Annotated in this window: 15 protein-coding genes; 11 read left to right on the plus strand and 4 right to left on the minus strand. The window is 56.3% G+C overall.

The annotated features are described in order from the left end of the window. Nucleotides 1–8: 8 nt before the first annotated feature. The 5 genes from araA (at nt 9) to rluA (ending at nt 8,512) form a co-directional block, all read left to right on the plus strand. A complete protein-coding gene (gene araA / locus ACOT1A_RS08285; RefSeq protein WP_015572656.1) occupies nt 9–1,511 on the plus strand; it encodes an L-arabinose isomerase in 1,503 nt (500 codons plus the stop codon). Nucleotides 1,512–1,597: 86 nt separating this feature from the next. Further along, nucleotides 1,598–2,293, plus strand: coding sequence for an L-ribulose-5-phosphate 4-epimerase (gene araD, locus ACOT1A_RS08290; protein WP_022647024.1), 696 nt, complete (start codon nt 1,598–1,600; stop codon nt 2,291–2,293). Nucleotides 2,294–2,448: 155 nt separating this feature from the next. Then, nucleotides 2,449–4,806 carry a DNA polymerase II gene (gene polB, locus ACOT1A_RS08295; RefSeq protein WP_276170072.1) on the plus strand — a complete coding sequence of 786 codons (2,358 nt, stop codon included), beginning with the start codon at nt 2,449–2,451 and terminating at the stop codon, nt 4,804–4,806. Between the two features lie 127 nt (nt 4,807–4,933). After that, complete coding sequence (gene rapA / locus ACOT1A_RS08300; protein WP_046619877.1) at nt 4,934–7,840, plus strand: RNA polymerase-associated protein RapA; 2,907 nt, start codon at nt 4,934–4,936, stop codon at nt 7,838–7,840. 12 nt (nt 7,841–7,852) lie between these two features. Next, complete coding sequence (gene rluA, locus ACOT1A_RS08305) at nt 7,853–8,512, plus strand: bifunctional tRNA pseudouridine(32) synthase/23S rRNA pseudouridine(746) synthase RluA (RefSeq protein ID WP_003856412.1); 660 nt, start codon at nt 7,853–7,855, stop codon at nt 8,510–8,512. Between the two features lie 31 nt (nt 8,513–8,543). Here the strand turns inward: rluA and djlA are convergent, their stop codons facing one another. Next, nucleotides 8,544–9,359 carry a co-chaperone DjlA gene (gene djlA / locus ACOT1A_RS08310; RefSeq protein ID WP_023299305.1) on the minus strand — a complete coding sequence of 272 codons (816 nt, stop codon included), beginning with the start codon at nt 9,357–9,359 and terminating at the stop codon, nt 8,544–8,546. Between the two features lie 239 nt (nt 9,360–9,598). Between djlA and lptD the strand changes: the two genes are divergently transcribed. Genes lptD through apaH form a run of 6 tightly spaced genes read left to right on the plus strand, consistent with a single transcriptional unit; the run spans nt 9,599 to nt 16,328 of the window. Then, nucleotides 9,599–11,950, plus strand: a complete 2,352-nt coding sequence (gene lptD, locus ACOT1A_RS08315) for an LPS assembly protein LptD (RefSeq protein WP_058645791.1) — start codon at nt 9,599–9,601, stop codon at nt 11,948–11,950. A gap of 53 nt (nt 11,951–12,003) precedes the next feature. Next, complete coding sequence (surA, locus tag ACOT1A_RS08320; RefSeq protein WP_003856417.1) at nt 12,004–13,290, plus strand: peptidylprolyl isomerase SurA; 1,287 nt, start codon at nt 12,004–12,006, stop codon at nt 13,288–13,290. After that, on the plus strand, nt 13,290–14,276 hold the full coding sequence (gene pdxA, locus ACOT1A_RS08325; RefSeq protein WP_022647019.1) for a 4-hydroxythreonine-4-phosphate dehydrogenase PdxA: 987 nt from the start codon (nt 13,290–13,292) through the stop codon (nt 14,274–14,276). The genes surA and pdxA overlap by 1 nt, the downstream gene beginning before the upstream one ends. Further along, a complete protein-coding gene (gene rsmA / locus ACOT1A_RS08330) occupies nt 14,273–15,094 on the plus strand; it encodes a 16S rRNA (adenine(1518)-N(6)/adenine(1519)-N(6))-dimethyltransferase RsmA (RefSeq protein ID WP_003856423.1) in 822 nt (273 codons plus the stop codon). Before pdxA ends, rsmA begins: the two co-directional genes overlap by 4 nt. A 3-nt stretch (nt 15,095–15,097) precedes the next feature. Continuing rightward, a complete protein-coding gene (gene apaG, locus ACOT1A_RS08335) occupies nt 15,098–15,475 on the plus strand; it encodes a Co2+/Mg2+ efflux protein ApaG (RefSeq protein WP_276170071.1) in 378 nt (125 codons plus the stop codon). A gap of 4 nt (nt 15,476–15,479) precedes the next feature. Then, a complete protein-coding gene (gene apaH, locus ACOT1A_RS08340; RefSeq protein ID WP_022647017.1) occupies nt 15,480–16,328 on the plus strand; it encodes a bis(5'-nucleosyl)-tetraphosphatase (symmetrical) ApaH in 849 nt (282 codons plus the stop codon). Nucleotides 16,329–16,367: 39 nt separating this feature from the next. Here the strand turns inward: apaH and folA are convergent, their stop codons facing one another. The 3 genes from folA to kefF form a co-directional block, all read right to left on the minus strand. Beyond that, nucleotides 16,368–16,847 (minus strand): type 3 dihydrofolate reductase, encoded by a 480-nt coding sequence (folA, locus tag ACOT1A_RS08345; RefSeq protein ID WP_003856431.1) that lies wholly within the window; start codon nt 16,845–16,847, stop codon nt 16,368–16,370. Between the two features lie 114 nt (nt 16,848–16,961). Continuing rightward, entirely contained in the window at nt 16,962–18,827 is a 1,866-nt protein-coding gene (gene kefC, locus ACOT1A_RS08350; RefSeq protein WP_022647016.1) for a glutathione-regulated potassium-efflux system protein KefC, read from the minus strand. Further along, entirely contained in the window at nt 18,820–19,350 is a 531-nt protein-coding gene (gene kefF, locus ACOT1A_RS08355; RefSeq protein WP_023305423.1) for a glutathione-regulated potassium-efflux system oxidoreductase KefF, read from the minus strand. Before kefF ends, kefC begins: the two co-directional genes overlap by 8 nt. Nucleotides 19,351–19,354 lie beyond the last annotated feature (4 nt).

A 19,354-nucleotide genomic window follows, 5' to 3' on the forward strand; every position in this document is an offset into this window, starting at 1 on the left:
ACACGATAATGACCATTTTTAATAATTATGAAGTGTGGTTTGTGATTGGCAGCCAGCATTTATACGGACCGGAAGCGTTGCAGCAGGTGACGAAACACGCGGAGCACGTTGTGAATGCGCTGAACGCGGAAGCCAAACTGCCGTGCAAACTGGTGCTGAAGCCGCTGGGTACTACGCCGGACGAAATCACTAACATCTGCCGCGATGCCAATTACGATGACAAATGCGCTGGCCTGGTGGTGTGGCTGCACACCTTCTCGCCAGCCAAAATGTGGATCAACGGCCTGGCTATCCTCAACAAACCGCTGCTGCAATTCCACACTCAGTTCAACGCCTCTCTGCCGTGGGACAGCATCGACATGGACTTCATGAACCTGAATCAGACCGCGCACGGCGGTCGCGAGTTCGGCTTCATCGGCGCACGTATGCGTCAACAGCATGCCGTGGTGACCGGCCACTGGCAGGACGGCCAGGCACAAAAACGCATTGGCTCCTGGATGCGTCAGGCGGTCTCTAAGCAGGATACCCGTCACCTTAAAGTGGTGCGTTTCGGCGACAACATGCGCGAAGTGGCGGTCACCGACGGTGATAAAGTGGCCGCGCAGATTAAATTTGGCTTCTCCGTGAATACCTGGGCGGTGGGCGACCTGGTGCAGGTGGTGAATGACATCAGCGATGGCGACGTTAACGCGCTGGTGGACGAGTACGAAAGCAGCTACCGCCTGACGCCTGCGGCACAGGTCAACGGCGACAAGCGCCAGAACGTGCTGGATGCCGCACGCATTGAACTGGGCATGAAGCGTTTTCTGGAACAGGGCGGCTTCCATGCCTTCACCACCACCTTTGAAGATCTCCACGGCCTGAAACAGCTCCCGGGTCTGGCGGTACAACGTCTGATGCAGCAGGGCTACGGTTTTGCGGGCGAAGGCGACTGGAAAACTGCCGCTCTGCTTCGCATCATGAAGGTGATGTCGACCGGTCTGCAGGGCGGCACCTCTTTTATGGAAGACTACACCTACCACTTCGAGAACGGTAACGATCTGGTGCTCGGCTCGCACATGCTGGAAGTGTGTCCGTCTATCGCCGTTGAAGAGAAACCGATCCTCGATGTGCAGTACCTCGGCATTGGCGGCAAAGCGGATCCGGCCCGTCTGATCTTCAACACCCGTACCGGCCCGGCCATTAACGCCAGCCTGATCGACCTCGGCGATCGTTTCCGCCTGCTGGTGAACTGCGTCGATGCTGTGGAAACTCCGCATTCTCTGCCGAAACTGCCGGTCGCGAACGCCCTGTGGAAAGCGCAACCTGACCTGCCAACCGCGTCGGAAGCCTGGATCCTGGCCGGCGGCGCGCACCACACCGTCTTCAGCCACGCGCTTGACCTGAACGATATGCGTCAGTTTGCCGAGCTGCACGACATCGAACTGACCGTGATTGATAACGACACCCGTCTGCCAGCCTTTAAAGACGCGCTGCGCTGGAACGAAGTCTATTACGGTTCAAAACGCTAAGCCCTGAATGCCCGGTGGCACTTCGTTTACCGGGCCTACGGTTCTGTAGGCCGGATAAGCGCAGCGCCATCCGGCAGGAGACGACAATGTTAGAAGATCTCAAACGTCAGGTACTCGAAGCCAACCTGGCGCTGCCAAAACATAACCTGGTGACCCTGACTTGGGGCAACGTCAGCGCCGTTGACCGGGAAAAAGGCGTGTTCGTGATCAAGCCTTCGGGCGTGGATTACACGGTGATGACCGCGGAAGATATGGTGGTGGTCAGCATCGAAACGGGTGAAGTGGTTGAAGGCGATAAAAAGCCCTCCTCCGATACGCCCACTCACCGCCTGCTGTATCAGGCCTTCCCGACCATCGGTGGGATTGTGCATACCCATTCGCGTCACGCGACCATCTGGGCGCAGGCGGGCCAGCCAATTCCGGCCACCGGCACCACCCACGCGGACTACTTTTACGGCACCATTCCCTGCACGCGTCTGATGACCGATGCGGAGATCGGCGGTGAGTACGAATGGGAAACCGGGAACGTGATCGTCGAAACCTTCGAAAAACAGGGTATCGACGCGGCGCAAATGCCCGGCGTGCTGGTGCACTCCCACGGTCCGTTTGCCTGGGGTAAAAACGCGGAGGACGCGGTGCACAACGCGATCGTGCTGGAGGAAGTCGCCTACATGGGGATCTTCTGCCGCCAGCTGGCACCGCAGTTGCCGGATATGCAGCAAACCCTGCTCGATAAGCATTATCTGCGCAAGCACGGCGCGAAGGCGTACTACGGGCAGTAAAACATTGTCCGGTGGCGCTGCGCTTATCGGGCCTACGGATCCTGTTGGCCGGATAAGCGTAGCGCCATCCGGCAAAACAGGCACTGTATAAAACCCCAGCAAACACCCCTCAACCAGGCTATAATCAGGCCTGGTTTGTTTTGTGGGATAGCGGCGTGGCACAGGCGCAAGAAGGCTTTTTACTGACCCGACACTGGCGGGATACCCCTCAGGGCACCGAGGTTGCGTTCTGGCTGGCGACGGATAACGGCCCGCTGCACGTTACCCTGCCGCCTCAGGAGTCCGTGGCGTTTATCCCTGAACACCACGTCGAGAAAGTAAAGCAGCTGCTGCGCGGTGAAAACGGCTGGCGCCTTACTCCCCTTGAGCTAAAAGACTTCCACCGCCAGCCGGTTTATGGCCTCTACTGCCGCGCCCATCGCCAGCTGATGCGCTATGAAAAATTGCTCCGCGAAGCGGGCGTGACGCTCTACGAAGCGGACATTCGCCCGCCGGAACGTTTTCTGATGGAGCGGTTTATCACCGCCCCCGTCTGGGTGGACGGCGCTGAGCAGAACGGTTGTCTCGTGAACGCGCGCCTGAAGCCTAACCCGCACTATCGCCCGCCGCTGAAGTGGGTCTCGCTGGATATCGAAACCACCCGTCACGGCGAGCTGTACTGCATCGGCCTTGAAGGCTGCGGGCAGCGGGTTGTCTATATGCTCGGGCCCCCGAACGGCGATGCGTCCGCGCTGGATTTTCATCTGGAATACGTTACCAGCCGACCACAGCTGCTGGAGAAGCTTAACCAGTGGTTTGCCGAGCACGATCCCGACGTGCTGATCGGCTGGAACGTGGTGCAGTTTGACCTGCGCGTGCTGCAAAAACATGCCGAGCGGTACCGCATTCCCCTGACGTTAGGGCGCGGAAACACGGAGCTGGAGTGGCGTGAGCACGGTTTTAAGAACGGCGTATTCTTCGCACAGGCTAACGGTCGCCTGATTGTCGACGGCATCGAGGCGCTGAAATCCGCCTTCTGGAACTTCTCTTCCTTCTCGCTGGAAGCGGTCGCCCAGGCGCTGCTCGGTGAAGGTAAATCCATCGACAATCCCTGGGACCGAATGGACGAGATCGACCGGCGCTTTAATGAGGATAAGCCGGCGCTCGCTACTTATAACCTGAAAGACTGTGAGCTGGTAACGCAGATTTTCCATAAAACCGAGATCATGCCCTTCCTGCTGGAACGCGCAACGGTAAACGGTCTCGCGGTCGACAGGCACGGCGGCTCGGTAGCGGCCTTCAGCCACCTCTATTTCCCGCGGATGCACCGGGCGGGCTATGTGGCCCCTAACCTCGGTGACGTGCCGCCGCAGGCCAGTCCCGGCGGTTACGTGATGGATTCACGGCCCGGGCTGTATGATTCGGTGCTGGTGCTGGATTATAAAAGTCTGTACCCGTCGATTATCCGCACATTTCTGATTGATCCGGTAGGGCTGGTCGAGGGGATGGCGCAGCCAGACGATGCGCACAGTACTGAAGGTTTTCTCGGGGCACGCTTCTCGCGCGAAAAACACTGCCTGCCTGAGATCGTGGGAAACATCTGGCACGGCCGCGACGAGGCAAAACGCCACGGCAACAAGCCGCTCTCACAGGCGCTGAAAATCATTATGAACGCCTTTTACGGGGTGCTGGGCACCAGCGCCTGCCGCTTCTTTGATCCGCGTCTGGCGTCGTCCATCACCATGCGCGGGCACGACATTATGCACCAGACCAAAGCGTTGATTGAATCCCGGGGTTATGACGTTATTTATGGCGACACCGATTCCACCTTTGTCTGGCTGAAATCGGCCCGTTCAGAAGACGACGCCGCGCAAATCGGCAAAGAACTGGTCGCCTTCGTGAACGCCTGGTGGCGCGAAAGTTTGCAAAAAGAGCGGTTAACCAGTGCGTTAGAGCTGGAGTTTGAAACCCATTTTGCCCGCTTTTTAATGCCGACCATTCGCGGAACCGACCAGGGCAGCAAGAAGCGCTACGCCGGACTGATTCAGGAAGGCGACAAGCAGCGGATGGTGTTTAAAGGGCTGGAGACAGTGCGCACCGACTGGACGCCGCTGGCACAGCAGTTTCAGCAAACGCTTTATCTGCGGGTGTTCCGCAATGAGCCGTATCAGGACTACGTGCGCGAGACGATAGCCAGCCTGATGGCAGGCGAACTTGACGCGCAGCTGGTGTATCGCAAGCGCCTGCGCCGCCCGCTGGCGGACTACCAGCGTAATGTTCCTCCGCACGTCCGCGCGGCGCGGCTGGCGGATGAAGAGAACGTTCGCCGGGGCCGCGCGCCGCAGTATCAGAACCGGGGAACGATCAAATACGTCTGGACAACGAACGGACCAGAACCCGTTGATTACCAGCAGTCTCCGCTCGATTACGATCACTACCTGACCCGCCAGCTTCAGCCTGTTGCGGAGGGAATTTTACCGTTCATCAACGACGACTTTGCTACACTAGTGACAGGACAACTTGGGCTATTTTGACGCGTGACGAAACCGTTGCCATCCAGTACCATAGCGCCCTTTCCATTCCCGGACCCATTTTTCGATGACCGTCTTTTTTGACGGGGTCGAACTATTGCCTGCAATTAAAGATTAGAGCCGAACAACTATGCCTTTTACACTTGGTCAACGCTGGATCAGCGATACAGAAAGCGAACTTGGATTAGGAACCGTCGTTGCCGTCGATGCGCGCATGGTTACCCTCCTTTTCCCTGCTACCGGTGAAAACCGCCTGTACGCTCGCAATGACTCCCCTGTTACCCGCGTAATGTTCAATCCGGGTGATACCGTGACCAGCCATGACGGCTGGCAACTGAAGGTTGAAGACGTAAAAGAAGAGAATGGACTGCTCGCCTACATCGGAACGCGTCTTGATACCGACGAGACAAATGTCATCCTGCGTGAAGTGCTGCTCGACAGCAAACTGGTGTTCAGCAAGCCGCAGGACCGTCTGTTTGCCGGGCAAATCGACCGAATGGATCGCTTCTCCCTGCGCTACCGCGCGCGTAAGTTCCAGAGTGAGCAGTACCGCATGCCGTGGAGCGGCCTGCGCGGTCAACGTACCAGCCTTATTCCCCATCAGCTGAATATCGCCCATGACGTGGGCCGTCGCCATGCGCCTCGCGTGCTGCTGGCTGACGAAGTGGGCCTGGGTAAAACCATCGAAGCAGGCATGATCCTGCACCAGCAGCTGCTCTCTGGCGCTGCCGAGCGCGTGCTGATTGTGGTTCCAGAAACGCTGCAACATCAGTGGCTGGTTGAAATGCTGCGCCGCTTTAACCTGCGCTTCTCCCTGTTCGACGATGAGCGCTATGCCGAAGCCCAGCACGACGCGGACAACCCGTTTGAAACCGAACAGCTGGTCATTTGTTCCCTGGACTTCGTGCGCCGCAGCAAGCAGCGCCTGGAGCATCTGTGCGACGCTGAATGGGATCTGATGGTCGTCGACGAAGCGCACCACCTCGTCTGGAGCGAAGACGCGCCAAGCCGTGAATACATGGCGATTGAGCAGCTTGCCGAGCGCGTACCGGGCGTTCTGCTCCTGACCGCCACGCCGGAGCAGCTGGGTCTTGAGAGCCACTTCGCCCGTCTGCGCCTGCTCGATCCCAACCGTTTCCACGATTTTGAGCAGTTTGTTGAAGAGCAGAAAAACTACCGCCCGGTGGCGGACGCCGTCGCGCTGCTGCTGGCCGGTAATCGTCTCTCTAATGATGAGCTTAACACTCTCAGCGATCTGATTGGCGAGCAGGATATTGAGCCGCTGCTTCAGGCCGCGAACAGCGACAGCGATAATGCGGGATCCGCGCGTAAAGAGCTGATCGACATGCTGATGGATCGCCACGGTACCAGCCGCGTGCTGTTCCGTAACACCCGTAACGGCGTGAAAGGCTTCCCGAAACGCGAGCTGCACACCATCAAACTGCCGCTGCCGACCCAGTACCAGACGGCGATTAAAGTCTCCGGCATTATGGGTACCCGTAAATCTGCGGAAGATCGCGCGCGCGACATGCTCTACCCGGAGCAGATTTATCAGGAATTCGAAGGCGACACCGGCACCTGGTGGAACTTCGATCCGCGCGTGGAGTGGTTGATGGGCTACCTCACCGCTCACCGTTCCCAGAAAGTGCTGGTGATCTGCGCCAAAGCCGCTACCGCATTGCAGCTGGAGCAGGTTCTGCGTGAGCGCGAAGGCATTCGCGCCGCCGTGTTCCACGAAGGCATGTCCATAGTTGAGCGCGATCGTGCAGCAGCCTGGTTTGGTGAAGAGGACAGCGGCGCGCAGGTTCTGCTGTGCTCTGAAATCGGTTCTGAAGGCCGTAACTTCCAGTTCGCCAGCAATCTGGTGATGTTCGATCTGCCGTTTAACCCGGATCTGCTGGAGCAGCGTATCGGCCGTCTGGATCGTATCGGGCAGGCGCACGATATTCAGATCCACGTGCCGTATCTGGAGAAAACCGCCCAGTCCGTGCTGGTGCGCTGGTACCACGAAGGGCTGGACGCGTTTGAACACACCTGCCCGACCGGCCGCACCATTTACGATCAGGTCCATGGCGATCTGATCGGTTACCTGGCCGCGCCTGAAAATAGTGAGGGCTTTGATGAACTGATCAAATCCTGCCGTGAGAAGCACGACGCACTGAAAGCGCAGCTGGAGCAGGGTCGCGATCGCCTGCTGGAGATCCACTCCAACGGCGGTGAAAAAGCGCAGCAGCTGGCCGAAAGCATTGAAGAGCAGGACGACGACACCAGCCTGATCAGCTTCTCCATGAATCTGTTCGACATCGTCGGTATAAACCAGGACGATCGCGGCGAGAACATGATCGTGCTGACCCCGTCCGATCATATGCTGGTGCCGGATTTCCCGGGCCTGCCGGAAGACGGCTGCACTATCACCTTTGAGCGTGATGTGGCGCTGTCCCGCGAAGACGCACAGTTCATTACCTGGGAGCACCCGCTGATCCGCAACGGTCTGGATCTGATCCTCTCCGGCGATACCGGCAGCAGCACCATTTCCCTGTTGAAGAACAAAGCCTTGCCTGTGGGCACGCTGCTGGTGGAGCTGATCTACGTTGTGGAAGCGCAGGCGCCGAAACAGCTTCAGCTTAACCGCTTCCTCCCGCCAACGCCGGTGCGTCTGCTGCTGGATAAAAACGGTACGAATCTGGCCAGCCAGGTGGAGTTTGAAAGCTTCAACCGTCAGTTGAGCGCGGTGAACCGCCATACCGGCAGCAAGCTGGTGAATGCGGTGCAACAGGACGTGCATGCCATTCTGCAACTGGGTGAAACCCAGGCCGAAAAAGCGGCCAGAGTGCTGATTGATGCGGCGCGCAGCGAAGCCGATGAGAAGCTTTCTGCCGAGCTGTCGCGTCTGGAAGCGTTGAAAGCGGTGAACCCGAACATTCGTGACGATGAGCTGGCCGCGATTGAGAGCAACCGCCAGCAGGTGCTGGAAAGCCTGAATCAGGCCGGATGGCGTCTCGACGCCCTGCGTCTTATCGTTGTGACGCATCAGTAAGCGGAGCGCAAAATGGTAATGGAGCCCTACAATCCCCCGATGGATCCGTGGCTGGTCATTCTGTATCAGGACGAGCACATTATGGTGGTTAACAAGCCGAGCGGCCTGTTGTCCGTGCCGGGGCGTCTGGAAGAGCATAAAGACAGCGTGATGACGCGTATCCAGCGCGATTATCCCCAGGCCGAGTCTGTCCATCGTCTGGATATGGCGACCAGCGGCGTGATTGTGGTGGCTCTTAATAAGGCGGCAGAACGTGAGCTGAAGCGTCAGTTCCGCGAGCGCGAGCCGAAGAAGCAGTATGTCGCCCGCGTGTGGGGCCATCCGGCGCAGGCGGAAGGGCTGGTGGATTTACCGCTGATTTGTGACTGGCCGAACCGGCCAAAGCAGAAGGTGTGTTATGAAACCGGCAAGGCTGCGCAGACCGAGTATGAAGTGCTGGAGTACGCGCCGGATAATACCGCGCGCGTCCTGCTGAAGCCGATTACCGGGCGCTCCCATCAGCTGCGTGTGCATATGCTTGCGATGGGTCACCCGATTCTGGGTGACAGATTCTATGCGCCGCCGGAAGCGCTGGCGTTAGCGCCGCGCCTGCAACTGCATGCGCAGACGCTCACCATCACCCACCCTGCTTTCGGCAACGCCATGACGTTCAAAGCCCCGGTGGACTTCTGAAAAAATGGCCCGACACTGTCGGGCCATTTTTTTATTTAAAACCTTTCTGCTCTTTAATCAGCTCGTAGGCTTTCTGGATTTCCTGCGCTTTCTGTTTCGCCATCTCCATCATCTCAGGCGGCAGGCCTTTCGCCACCAGCTTATCCGGATGGTGCTCGCTCATCAGCTTACGATAGGCGCGTTTGATGGTCGTGACATCGTCAGAGGGCTTCACGCCGAGGACATTACAGGCATCTTCAAGCGTAGGGCCACGCTGCGCCTGCTGCCACCCGCCACCGGACGATTGCTGTTGATAACCGCCGCCAAAGTGCGCGCCGCCCTGCATCATGCGCAGGAACTGATCGAACTGCATGCGGGAAATGCCCAGCTCTTCAGCAATCACATACAGGACGTCCCGTTCATTCGGATGCAGAGAGCCATCCGCGAAGGCGGCCTGGATTTGAATTTCCAGAAACATCCGAATTAAATCAAAGCGCCCGAAGCAGATGCTACGGAACTGCCGCATTTTTTCACGCAGCGGGTAGTTATCCGCTTTACCAATCCGGAATGCATTCTGCGCCGCGACGCGGGATTCGCCGTGCAGATTCATGCGATCCATAAAGACGCTGGCAACCTGAATATCGGCTTCCGTTACGCGCCCTTTTGATTTGGTTAAGTGCCCCATCACCTCGAAGGTGGTGGAGAAAAAGAGTGACTGGCGCTCGCGCTGGTTGGCAAACCAGGCCATTTTGCGGCTGCGTGCTTTATCAAACATATGGCCGATAATGAGGCCAAGAACAACACCCCAGAATCCGGCACCCATAATAATTGCGAACGCAACGCCGATTATTTTACCCCAATACTGCATATACTCCCCGAATGGTCATGTTCCTGGCCGACGCAACGCCATCATTACAGTGGTCGCGCCACGGTCAATTGAGGGACATCGCCTATAATTTGCATTATCATACTCGTCATTCGATAGCGAGCCTAACACTCTGGCGCGCAAACGGGCAGGATTAACGCTGGTACTGCGCTGATGAGTAAGATAGTCTCTGAGCGTTTGTAAGCCGTAGCCACTGATGACGGAACAATAAAATACAACGTATGAAAAAACGTATCCCCACCCTTCTGGCCACAATGATTGGCACCGCCCTGTATAGCCAACAGGGGCTCGCAGCCGATCTCGCCTCGCAGTGTATGCTTGGCGTCCCAAGTTACAATCGCCCACTGGTGAAAGGCGATACGAATGACTTACCCGTCACCATTAATGCCGACAGCGCAAAAGGTAATTATCCTGACAATGCAACCTTTACGGGCAATGTCGATATTAACCAGGGTAACAGCCGTCTGCTGGCTGACGAAGTGCAATTGCACCAGAAGCAGCCGGAAGGTGCTCAGGCGCCTGTCCGTACGGTGGATGCGCTGGGTAATGTGCACTATGACGACAATCAGGTCATCCTGAAAGGTCCGAAAGCCTGGTCGAATCTGAATACCAAAGACACCAACGTCTGGGAAGGTGATTATCAGATGGTCGGTCGTCAGGGGCGCGGTACCGCAGACCTGATGAAGCAGCGCGGCGAGAACCGCTACACTATTCTCGAAAACGGCTCGTTTACGTCCTGTTTGCCAGGGTCAAATACCTGGAGCGTTGTGGGCAGCGAAGTGATCCACGACCGTGAAGAACAGGTTGCAGAGATCTGGAACGCCCGTTTTAAACTCGGCCCGGTGCCCATTTTCTATAGTCCTTACCTGCAACTGCCTGTGGGTGACAAACGTCGTTCAGGCTTCCTGATCCCGAACGCCAAGTACAGCACGTCGAACTACTTTGAGTTCTACCTGCCGTACTACTGGAACATTGCGCCCAACATGGACGCCACGATCACGCCGCACTACATCCATAAGCGCGGTAACATCATGTGGGAGAACGAATTCCGCTATCTGACCAAAGCGGGCGCGGGCCTGATGGAGTTTGATTATCTGCCATCAGATAAGGTGTTCCAGGACGAACATCCGAGCGAAGGTGATAAGCACCGCTGGATGTACTACTGGCAGCACGCCGGGGTAATGGATCAGGTTTGGCGCTTCAACATCGACTACACCAAAGTCAGCGATCCGTATTACTTCAACGACTTCGACTCTAAATACGGGTCCAGTACCGACGGTTACGCCACGCAGATATTCAGCGTGGGCTACGCCATTGAAAATTTTGACGCAACGGTGTCGACCAAGCAGTTCCAGGTGTTTGATACGCAAACAAACAGCACCTACGGTGCAGAGCCGCAGCTGGACGTGAACTGGTACCAGAACGATGTGGGTCCTTTCGACACGCACGTTTACGCTCAGGCGGTCCATTTCGTCAACACCAACTCGGATATGCCGGAATCAACGCGTCTGCATATCGAGCCGACGATCAATCTGCCGTGGTCAAACGACTGGGCAAGCCTGAATACCGAAGCCAAGCTGATGGCCACCCACTATCAGCAGAAAAATCTGGACTGGTATAACAAACGCTATGGCACCGATCTTGAAGAGTCGGTAAACCGTACGCTTCCGCAGTTCAAAATGGACGGGAAGCTGATTTTCGAACGTGACATGGCTCTTCTCGCGGATGGATACACCCAGACGCTTGAGCCACGTATGCAGTATCTGTACGTGCCTTATCGCGATCAGAGCAAAATTCAAAACTACGACTCGTCCTTCCTGCAATCAGACTACAGCGGCCTGTTCCGCGATCGTACCTACGGCGGCCTTGACCGTATTGCGTCTGCTAACCAGTTAACGACCGGCGTCACAACGCGCGTTTATGATGATGCTGCCGTTGAACGTTTTAACGTTTCTGTTGGTCAAATCTACTATTTCACCGAGTCTCGTACCGGTGATGACGACATTAACTGGGAGAAAGACAACAAAACGGGCTCACTGGTATGGGCGGGCGACACCTACTGGCGTATGACGGATCGTTGGGGTCTGCGCGGTGGTGTTCAGTACGATACACGACTGGACAATATCGCGACGGGCAGCGCTGCCATCGAATATCGTCGTGATGAAGATCGCATGTTGCAGTTGACGTACCGTTACGCCAGCCCGGAGTATATCCAGGCGACATTGCCAAACTATGCGAATACAGACCAATACAAAGACGGTATTTCACAGGTGGGTACCGCCGCGAGCTGGCCTATCGCCGATCGTTGGTCAGTCGTCGGAGCCTACTACTATGACACGAATACCCAAAAACCTGCTGACCAGATGCTGGGTCTGCAATATAACTCCTGCTGTTACGCAATACGTGTCGGTTACGAACGCAAACTTAACGGCTGGGATACGCAAAACAGTCAGGGCAAATACGATAACGTGATTGGCTTTAATATCGAGTTGCGCGGCCTGAGCTCTAACTACGGTCTGGGCACGCAGCAGATGCTGCGCTCGAACATTCTGCCGTATCGTAGTTCATTGTAATGTGCTTGATTTACAACGTAATCCGCTTTGCGGTTAATTGAAATGGAAAAAGTATGAAGAACTGGAAAACGCTGCTACTCGGTGTCGCTATGGTTGCGAATACCAGCTTCGCGGCCCCACAGGTTGTCGATAAAGTCGCGGCTGTGGTTAACAACGGCGTCGTGCTTGAAAGTGACGTTGACGGTTTGATGAAATCTGTAAAGCTCAACTCGGGCCAGGCAGGTCAACAACTTCCGGATGACGCTACGCTGCGCCACCAGATCCTGGAACGTCTGATCATGGATCAGATTGTCCTGCAAATGGGCCAGAAAATGGGTGTGAAGATCTCTGACGAGCAGCTCGATCAGGCGATCGCTAACATTGCAAAGCAGAACAACATTACCCCGGACCAGATGCGTAGCCGCCTGGCCTATGACGGCATCAGCTATGCCACCTACCGTAATCAGATCCGTAAAGAGATGCTGATTTCAGAAGTGCGTAACAATGAAGTCCGTCGCCGCGTCACCATCCTGCCTCAGGAAGTGGATGCCCTGGCGAAACAGGTGGGTAATCAGAATGATGCCAGCACTGAACTTAACCTGAGCCACATACTGATCCCACTGCCGGAAAACCCAACCTCCGATCAGGCGGCTGAGGCGGAAAGTCAGGCGCGCGCTATCGTTGAGCAGGCGCGTAATGGCGATGACTTCGGCAAACTGGCGATCACCTACTCTGCTGACCAGCAGGCGCTGAAAGGCGGCCAGATGGGCTGGGGCCGTATTCAGGAGCTGCCATCCCTGTTTGCCCAGGCGCTGAGCACGGCGAAGAAAGGCGACATCGTCGGTCCAATCCGTTCCGGTGTGGGCTTCCACATTCTGAAAGTGAACGACCTGCGCGGTCAGAGCCAGAACATTTCGGTTACCGAAGTGCATGCGCGCCATATCCTGCTCAAACCGTCTCCGATCATGACTGACGATCAGGCCCGTGCGAAGCTGGAACAGATCGCCGCAGACATCAAGAGCGGTAAAACCACCTTCGATAAAGCGGCAAAAGAGTTCTCTCAGGATCCTGGCTCTGCAAACCAGGGCGGTGACCTGGGTTGGGCGGCAGCGGATATTTACGATCCAGCTTTCCGCGATGCGTTAATGAAGCTGAATAAGGGTCAGATGAGCGCGCCAGTGCACTCCTCCTTCGGCTGGCATCTGATCCAGCTGATGGACACGCGCAACGTGGATAAAACCGACGCGGCGCAGAAAGATCGTGCGTATCGCATGCTGTTTAACCGTAAGTTCTCTGAAGAAGCCGCAACCTGGATGCAGGAACAACGCGCCAGCGCTTACGTGAAAGTGTTGAGCAACTAATGAAACCGCATCGTGTTGTGATCACTCCCGGCGAACCCGCCGGGATTGGGCCTGACCTTGTGGTTCAGCTCGCCCAGCGCAGCTGGCCGGTAGAGTTGGTTGTTTGCGCAGATGCAACACTGTTACAAGACCGGGCAGCCTTGCTCGGTCTGCCTTTAACGCTCCTCCCTTACGTTGAAGGCCAACAGCCCGCACCGCAGCAGGCTGGTACTCTCACCCTGCTTTCTGTTCCGCTTCGTGCACCTGTTGTCCCCGGTGAGTTACACATCGAAAACGGCCACTACGTTGTCGAGACGCTGGCGCGCGCCTGTGACGGTTGCCTTCAGGGCGAATTTGCAGCCCTGATCACCGGTCCGGTGCATAAAGGCGTAATCAACGACGCGGGCATTCCGTTTACCGGGCATACCGAATTTTTCGAAGAGCGTTCGCACAGCCCGAAAGTGGTGATGATGCTGGCAACCGAAGCAATGCGCGTTGCGCTGGTAACAACGCACCTGCCGATCAAAGCCATTCCGGATGCCATTACGCCTGAACTCCTGCGTGAGATCATTGGCATTTTGCATCACGATCTGCAAACCAAATTCGGTATTCCGCAGCCGCATGTGCTGGTTTGCGGCCTGAATCCGCACGCGGGTGAGGGCGGACATATGGGCACTGAAGAGATCGACACCATCATTCCGGTGCTTGAGGAGATGCGGGCGAAGGGGATGAACCTCAGCGGGCCACTGCCTGCCGACACCCTTTTCCAGCCCAAATACCTGGATAAAGCCGATGCCGTACTCGCGATGTACCACGATCAGGGTCTGCCCGTGCTAAAATACCAGGGATTTGGTCGCGGGGTGAATATCACCCTCGGCTTACCCTTTATTCGAACGTCCGTTGACCACGGTACTGCGCTGGATCTGGCAGGCCAGGGAAAAGCAGATGTCGGCAGTTTTATCACGGCGCTTAATCTCGCCATCAAAATGATTGTTAATACTCAATGACTAATCGAGTCCATCAGGGCCACTTAGCCCGTAAACGCTTCGGGCAAAACTTCCTCAACGATCAGTTTGTGATCGACAGTATCGTTTCTGCCATTAATCCGCAGAAAGGCCAGGCCATGGTCGAAATCGGCCCGGGTCTTGCCGCGCTGACCGAGCCGGTAGGCGAACGCCTTGACGAACTGACCGTTATCGAACTCGACCGCGATCTGGCCGCGCGTCTGCAAACGCACCCTTTCCTCGGGCCGAAGCTGACGATTTATCAGCAGGATGCGATGACCATGAACTTTGGCGAACTGTCAGAAAAAATGGGACAGCCGCTGCGCGTGTTCGGTAACCTGCCGTACAACATCTCCACCCCGCTGATGTTCCATCTGTTTAGCTATACTGATGCCATTGCCGACATGCACTTCATGTTGCAAAAAGAGGTCGTTAACCGTCTGGTTGCAGGGCCGAACAGTAAAGCGTATGGTCGTTTAAGCGTGATGGCGCAATATTACTGCAACGTGATCCCGGTATTAGAAGTGCCGCCTTCCGCGTTCACGCCACCACCAAAAGTGGATTCTGCGGTTGTGCGCCTGGTGCCACATAAAACGATGCCGTATCCGGTCAAAGACCTGCGCGTGCTGAGCCGTATCACGACAGAAGCCTTTAACCAGCGCCGTAAAACGATTCGTAACAGCCTTGGCAATCTGTTTACCGTTGACGTGTTAGCTGAGTTGGGCATCGACCCGGCAATGCGTGCGGAAAATATTTCCGTAGAGCAGTACTGCAAGCTGGCTAATTACATCAGCGACAATGCGCCGCCGAAGGAGAGCTAAGCCATGATTGATTCGCCCCGCGTCTGTGTTCAGGTTCAAAGCGTCTACATTGAGTCCCAATCCACACCGGATGAAGAACGTTTTGTCTTTGCTTATACCGTAACCATTCGCAATCTGGGGCGGATGCCTGTGCAACTGCTCGGGCGCTACTGGCTTATCACCAACGGCAATGGCCGCGAAATTGAAGTCCAGGGTGAAGGTGTGGTCGGTGAACAACCCCATATCGCCCCTGGCGAAGAGTATCAGTACACCAGCGGTGCGGTCATTGAAACGCCACTGGGTACCATGCAAGGCCATTACGAAATGGTCGATGCCAACGGTAATGCTTTCCGCATTGCTATTCCTGTGTTCCGTCTCGCCGTACCTACACTTATTCATTAATCTAATGTCTACATATCTGATTGGCGACGTTCACGGTTGCTACGATGAACTGATCGCATTATTAAAACAGGTCGATTTTACTCCCGGGCAGGACACGCTCTGGCTTACAGGCGATTTAGTGGCGCGCGGCCCTGGCTCCCTTGACGTCCTGCGTTACGTCAAATCTCTGGGCGACAGCGTGCGGCTGGTACTGGGCAACCACGATCTGCATCTGCTGGCCGTATACGCCGGGATCAGCCGTAATAAGCCGAAAGATCGCATTACCCCCCTGCTGGAAGCACCGGATGCCGATGAGTTGCTCAACTGGCTGCGTCGCCAGCCACTGCTACAGATTGACGAAGAGAAAAAGCTGGTGATGGCTCATGCCGGCATCACGCCTCAGTGGGATCTTGAGACGGCAAAAACCTGTGCGCGCGACGCCGAAGCGGTGCTGGCGAGCGACTCCTACCCGTTCTTCCTCGATGCGATGTACGGCGACATGCCGAATAACTGGAGTGATGACCTCAGCGGCCTGGCGCGGCTACGTTTTATCACCAATGCTTTTACGCGGATGCGCTACTGCTTCCCGAACGGGCAGCTGGATATGTATTGCAAAGATACGCCGGAAAATGCCCCTGCGCCGCTTAAGCCATGGTTTGCGATTCCGGGCCCCGTGACAAACGAATATAGCGTGGTATTTGGGCACTGGGCATCACTGGAAGGAAAAGGCACCCCGGAAAATATCTATGCGCTGGATACCGGATGCTGCTGGGGCGGGGATTTAACCTGCTTACGCTGGGAAGATAAAACCTACTTTGTCCAGCCATCCAACCGACAGCTGGATTTAGGCGAGGGAGAGGCGGTCGCCTCCTGAAGATGTTTATCCTCTCCCTTTGGGGAGAGGATAAAAACGTTAACGACGTTCCAGAATTTCGAAGCAGTAGCTGTGCGAGTTCTGCGCATCCGCATCGTGAAACTCACTGAATACGGACTCCCACTCGTCCGGATCGTAATCCGGAAAATGGGTATCCCCTTCCACTTCCGCATCAATGTGCGTCAGATACAGTTTCTGCGCTTTTGGCAGGAACTGCTCATACACGCGACCACCACCGATCACCATGATCTCTTCGGCATCGCCGCAGGCGGCAATCGCTTCATCAACGGATTTCACCCACTGCACGCGATCGTCAGTGCCCGGCTGGCTACTGATCACAATATTCTTACGACCCGGCAATGGACGACCAATCGACTCCCAGGTCAGGCGGCCCATCACTACCGGCTTGTTTAACGTAGTACGTTTAAACCATGCGAGATCGGCAGGCAGGTTCCACGGCATGGCGTTTTCCATGCCGATAACGCGGTCTACCGCCAGCGCTGCAATCAGACTGATCATTGAAAATTTCCCGGATGCAAAAAATTGCCGCCACTATACGGAAAGCTTAATCTTTCGTCGACTGGCGGCAGGGTAAAGAATTAGAAATTTTTTAATATTGCTGGCAACTCCACTTCACGCAGAGGGTTTACTCTCCGGTTCATCCGCAGGATCGCCGGTATGCTTGCCCTCTTCCGTCCCCTGCCAGCCGTGGCGCTGAACCAGCGACAGGTGATTACGATCCTCGTTGATGATTTCCGTCAGCATGGTGCTGGTGCGTTTAAACACCGCTGCGCGTTCGGTTGCCGTACTGCTCGCCATCGCCACCATCTCTTCCACCATCTCATGGTTAAAGCGGCGGAACAGATCGGCACGTTCACGCGCTTCATACGCACCAAGCCCCAGACTTTCCAGCGCCATGCGGCCAGATTTGAGCGCCCCTTCGAAGGTTTCACGTTCAGGGGCTGCCACCCCCGCCTGACGCAGCTGGATGTAGTGATCCACATCGCGCGCACGGGAGATAATGGTCAGATGCGGAAAATGCTCTTTAACCAGCTCAACCATCTGCATGCTGGTCTCAGGATCGTCGATGGCGTTAATCAGCACCTCGGCTTTCGCCGCCCCGGCGGATTCCAGCAGGTCCGCCCGGGTCGCATCACCGTAAAACACTTTCATATCGAATTTACGCAGCGTATCAACATGGTCAGGATCGTGATCGAGGATAACCATTTTCACACCGCTGGAGAGCAGTAAACGGCCTGCGATCTGCCCGAAGCGGCCAAATCCGGCGATGATCACGCGAGGCTGCTCCTCGTCGATCTCATCGGCTTCTCGCTCCTGTTCGCTTCCCGTTTTTTCCAGACGCGTCAGCAGCACCAGCAGAATTGGCGTTGCGGCCATCGACAGCGCGACCGCCAGCGTCAGCGCTTTTGCCCATTCCGGATCGAGTACATTTGCCATTTGCGCTGCGCCAAAGACCACGAAAGCAAACTCACTCCCCTGCCCCAGCAGCACGGCAAACCAACGGCGTTGCGGTTTTGGCACGTTTAACGGTCGGGCAATCAGCCACAGCATCGCCATTTTAATGACCAGGAAACCCACCAGCAGAATGATGATGCGCAGCGGGTGGGTTACCAGCGTCCCGAAGTCGATAGACATCCCGACGCCGATGAAAAACAGCCCAAGCAGCAATCCTTTAAACGGCTCGATATCGCTTTCCAACGCGTGACGATATTCGGAGCTTGCCAGTAAGACCCCTGCGAGGAAAGCGCCCATCGCCATCGACAGCCCAGCCTCTTCAAGCAGCAATCCAAAACCAAACACCAGGAATAACGCAACGGCGCTGAATACTTCGCGCAGGCCAGAGCGAGCCACAAAGCGCAGCAACGGACGCGTTACGTAGCGCCCCAGAAGAATTACCAGCGCCAGCGCACCGACAACCTTCAGCGCAGATAAGGCAAATGCCCCCAGCGTCGTTGATGCGCCGCTGGTTGCCAGCAGCGGGATCATCGCTACCAGCGGGATGGCGGCAATATCCTGGAACAGCAGTACGGAGAAGGTGCTGCGCCCCATTTGCGAGACCGTCAGGTTACGTTCGTTCATTGCCTGCATGGCAATCGCCGTCGAGGAGAGCGCCAGCGTCATGCCAATCAGCTCTGCGACTTTCCACTCCATCCCCAGCAAAATGCAGAACCCGCCCAACAGCAGACCGCAGGCCAGCATTTGCAAAGCGCCACCGCCAAACACCGAGGCGCGCAGTTTCCACAGCCGCTGCGGATCCAATTCCAGGCCAATCACAAACAGCATCAGCACCACGCCGATTTCCGCAAAATGCAGGATTGACTCGGCATCCGTCACCAGCCGAAAGCCCCAGGGGCCAATCACACACCCGGCAATCAGATAGCCGAGCACCGAGCCCAGCCCCAGACGGACCGCCACGGGCACAATTAATGCCGCCGCGCCGAGGTAAATCAGCGCCTGTATCATCGTATGGCTATCCATTGTGCCCCTCCTGCCACTCGAGTAAGCGTTGTTTGTAGTGACGAGCCTGCGCCTGCAAGGTTTCATCGTCGCAGACAAAGGTACAGTGCATTGCAAAAGGCGGAAGCCAGTTCAGGCCACAGTAAAGGGCGGTAGCCTGGAGCGGCTGCGCCAGCACGTCAAATCCGGGGAAAGCGCCAATCTCAAAGTGGCTTTCACCCCCACCGGTGGTTACAGCCCACATCAGGCTTTTTCCCTGAAGCGCTTTGCCGTTGTGTCCGTATGCCCAACCGTGCGACAAGACTTTATCGATCCACAATTTCAGCAGCGGAGGTGTGCTGTACCACTGCATCGGATGCTGCCAGACGATCAGATCGGCACGAGAGAGCGCCTCCTGTTCGGCGGCGACATCGATACTGAAATCAGGATAGAGTTGATAGAGGGAACGTATCTCAACGTTTTCGAGCGTCCTTGCCTGCTCAAGCATCCGTTTATTCGCATGCGAATGTTGCGGATAGGGATGCGCATAAATTATCAGAACCATGAAT

It is taken from the genome of Enterobacter cloacae complex sp. SYL003 (assembly GCF_049236925.1).
GTDB lineage: Bacteria > Pseudomonadota > Gammaproteobacteria > Enterobacterales > Enterobacteriaceae > Enterobacter > Enterobacter intestinihominis.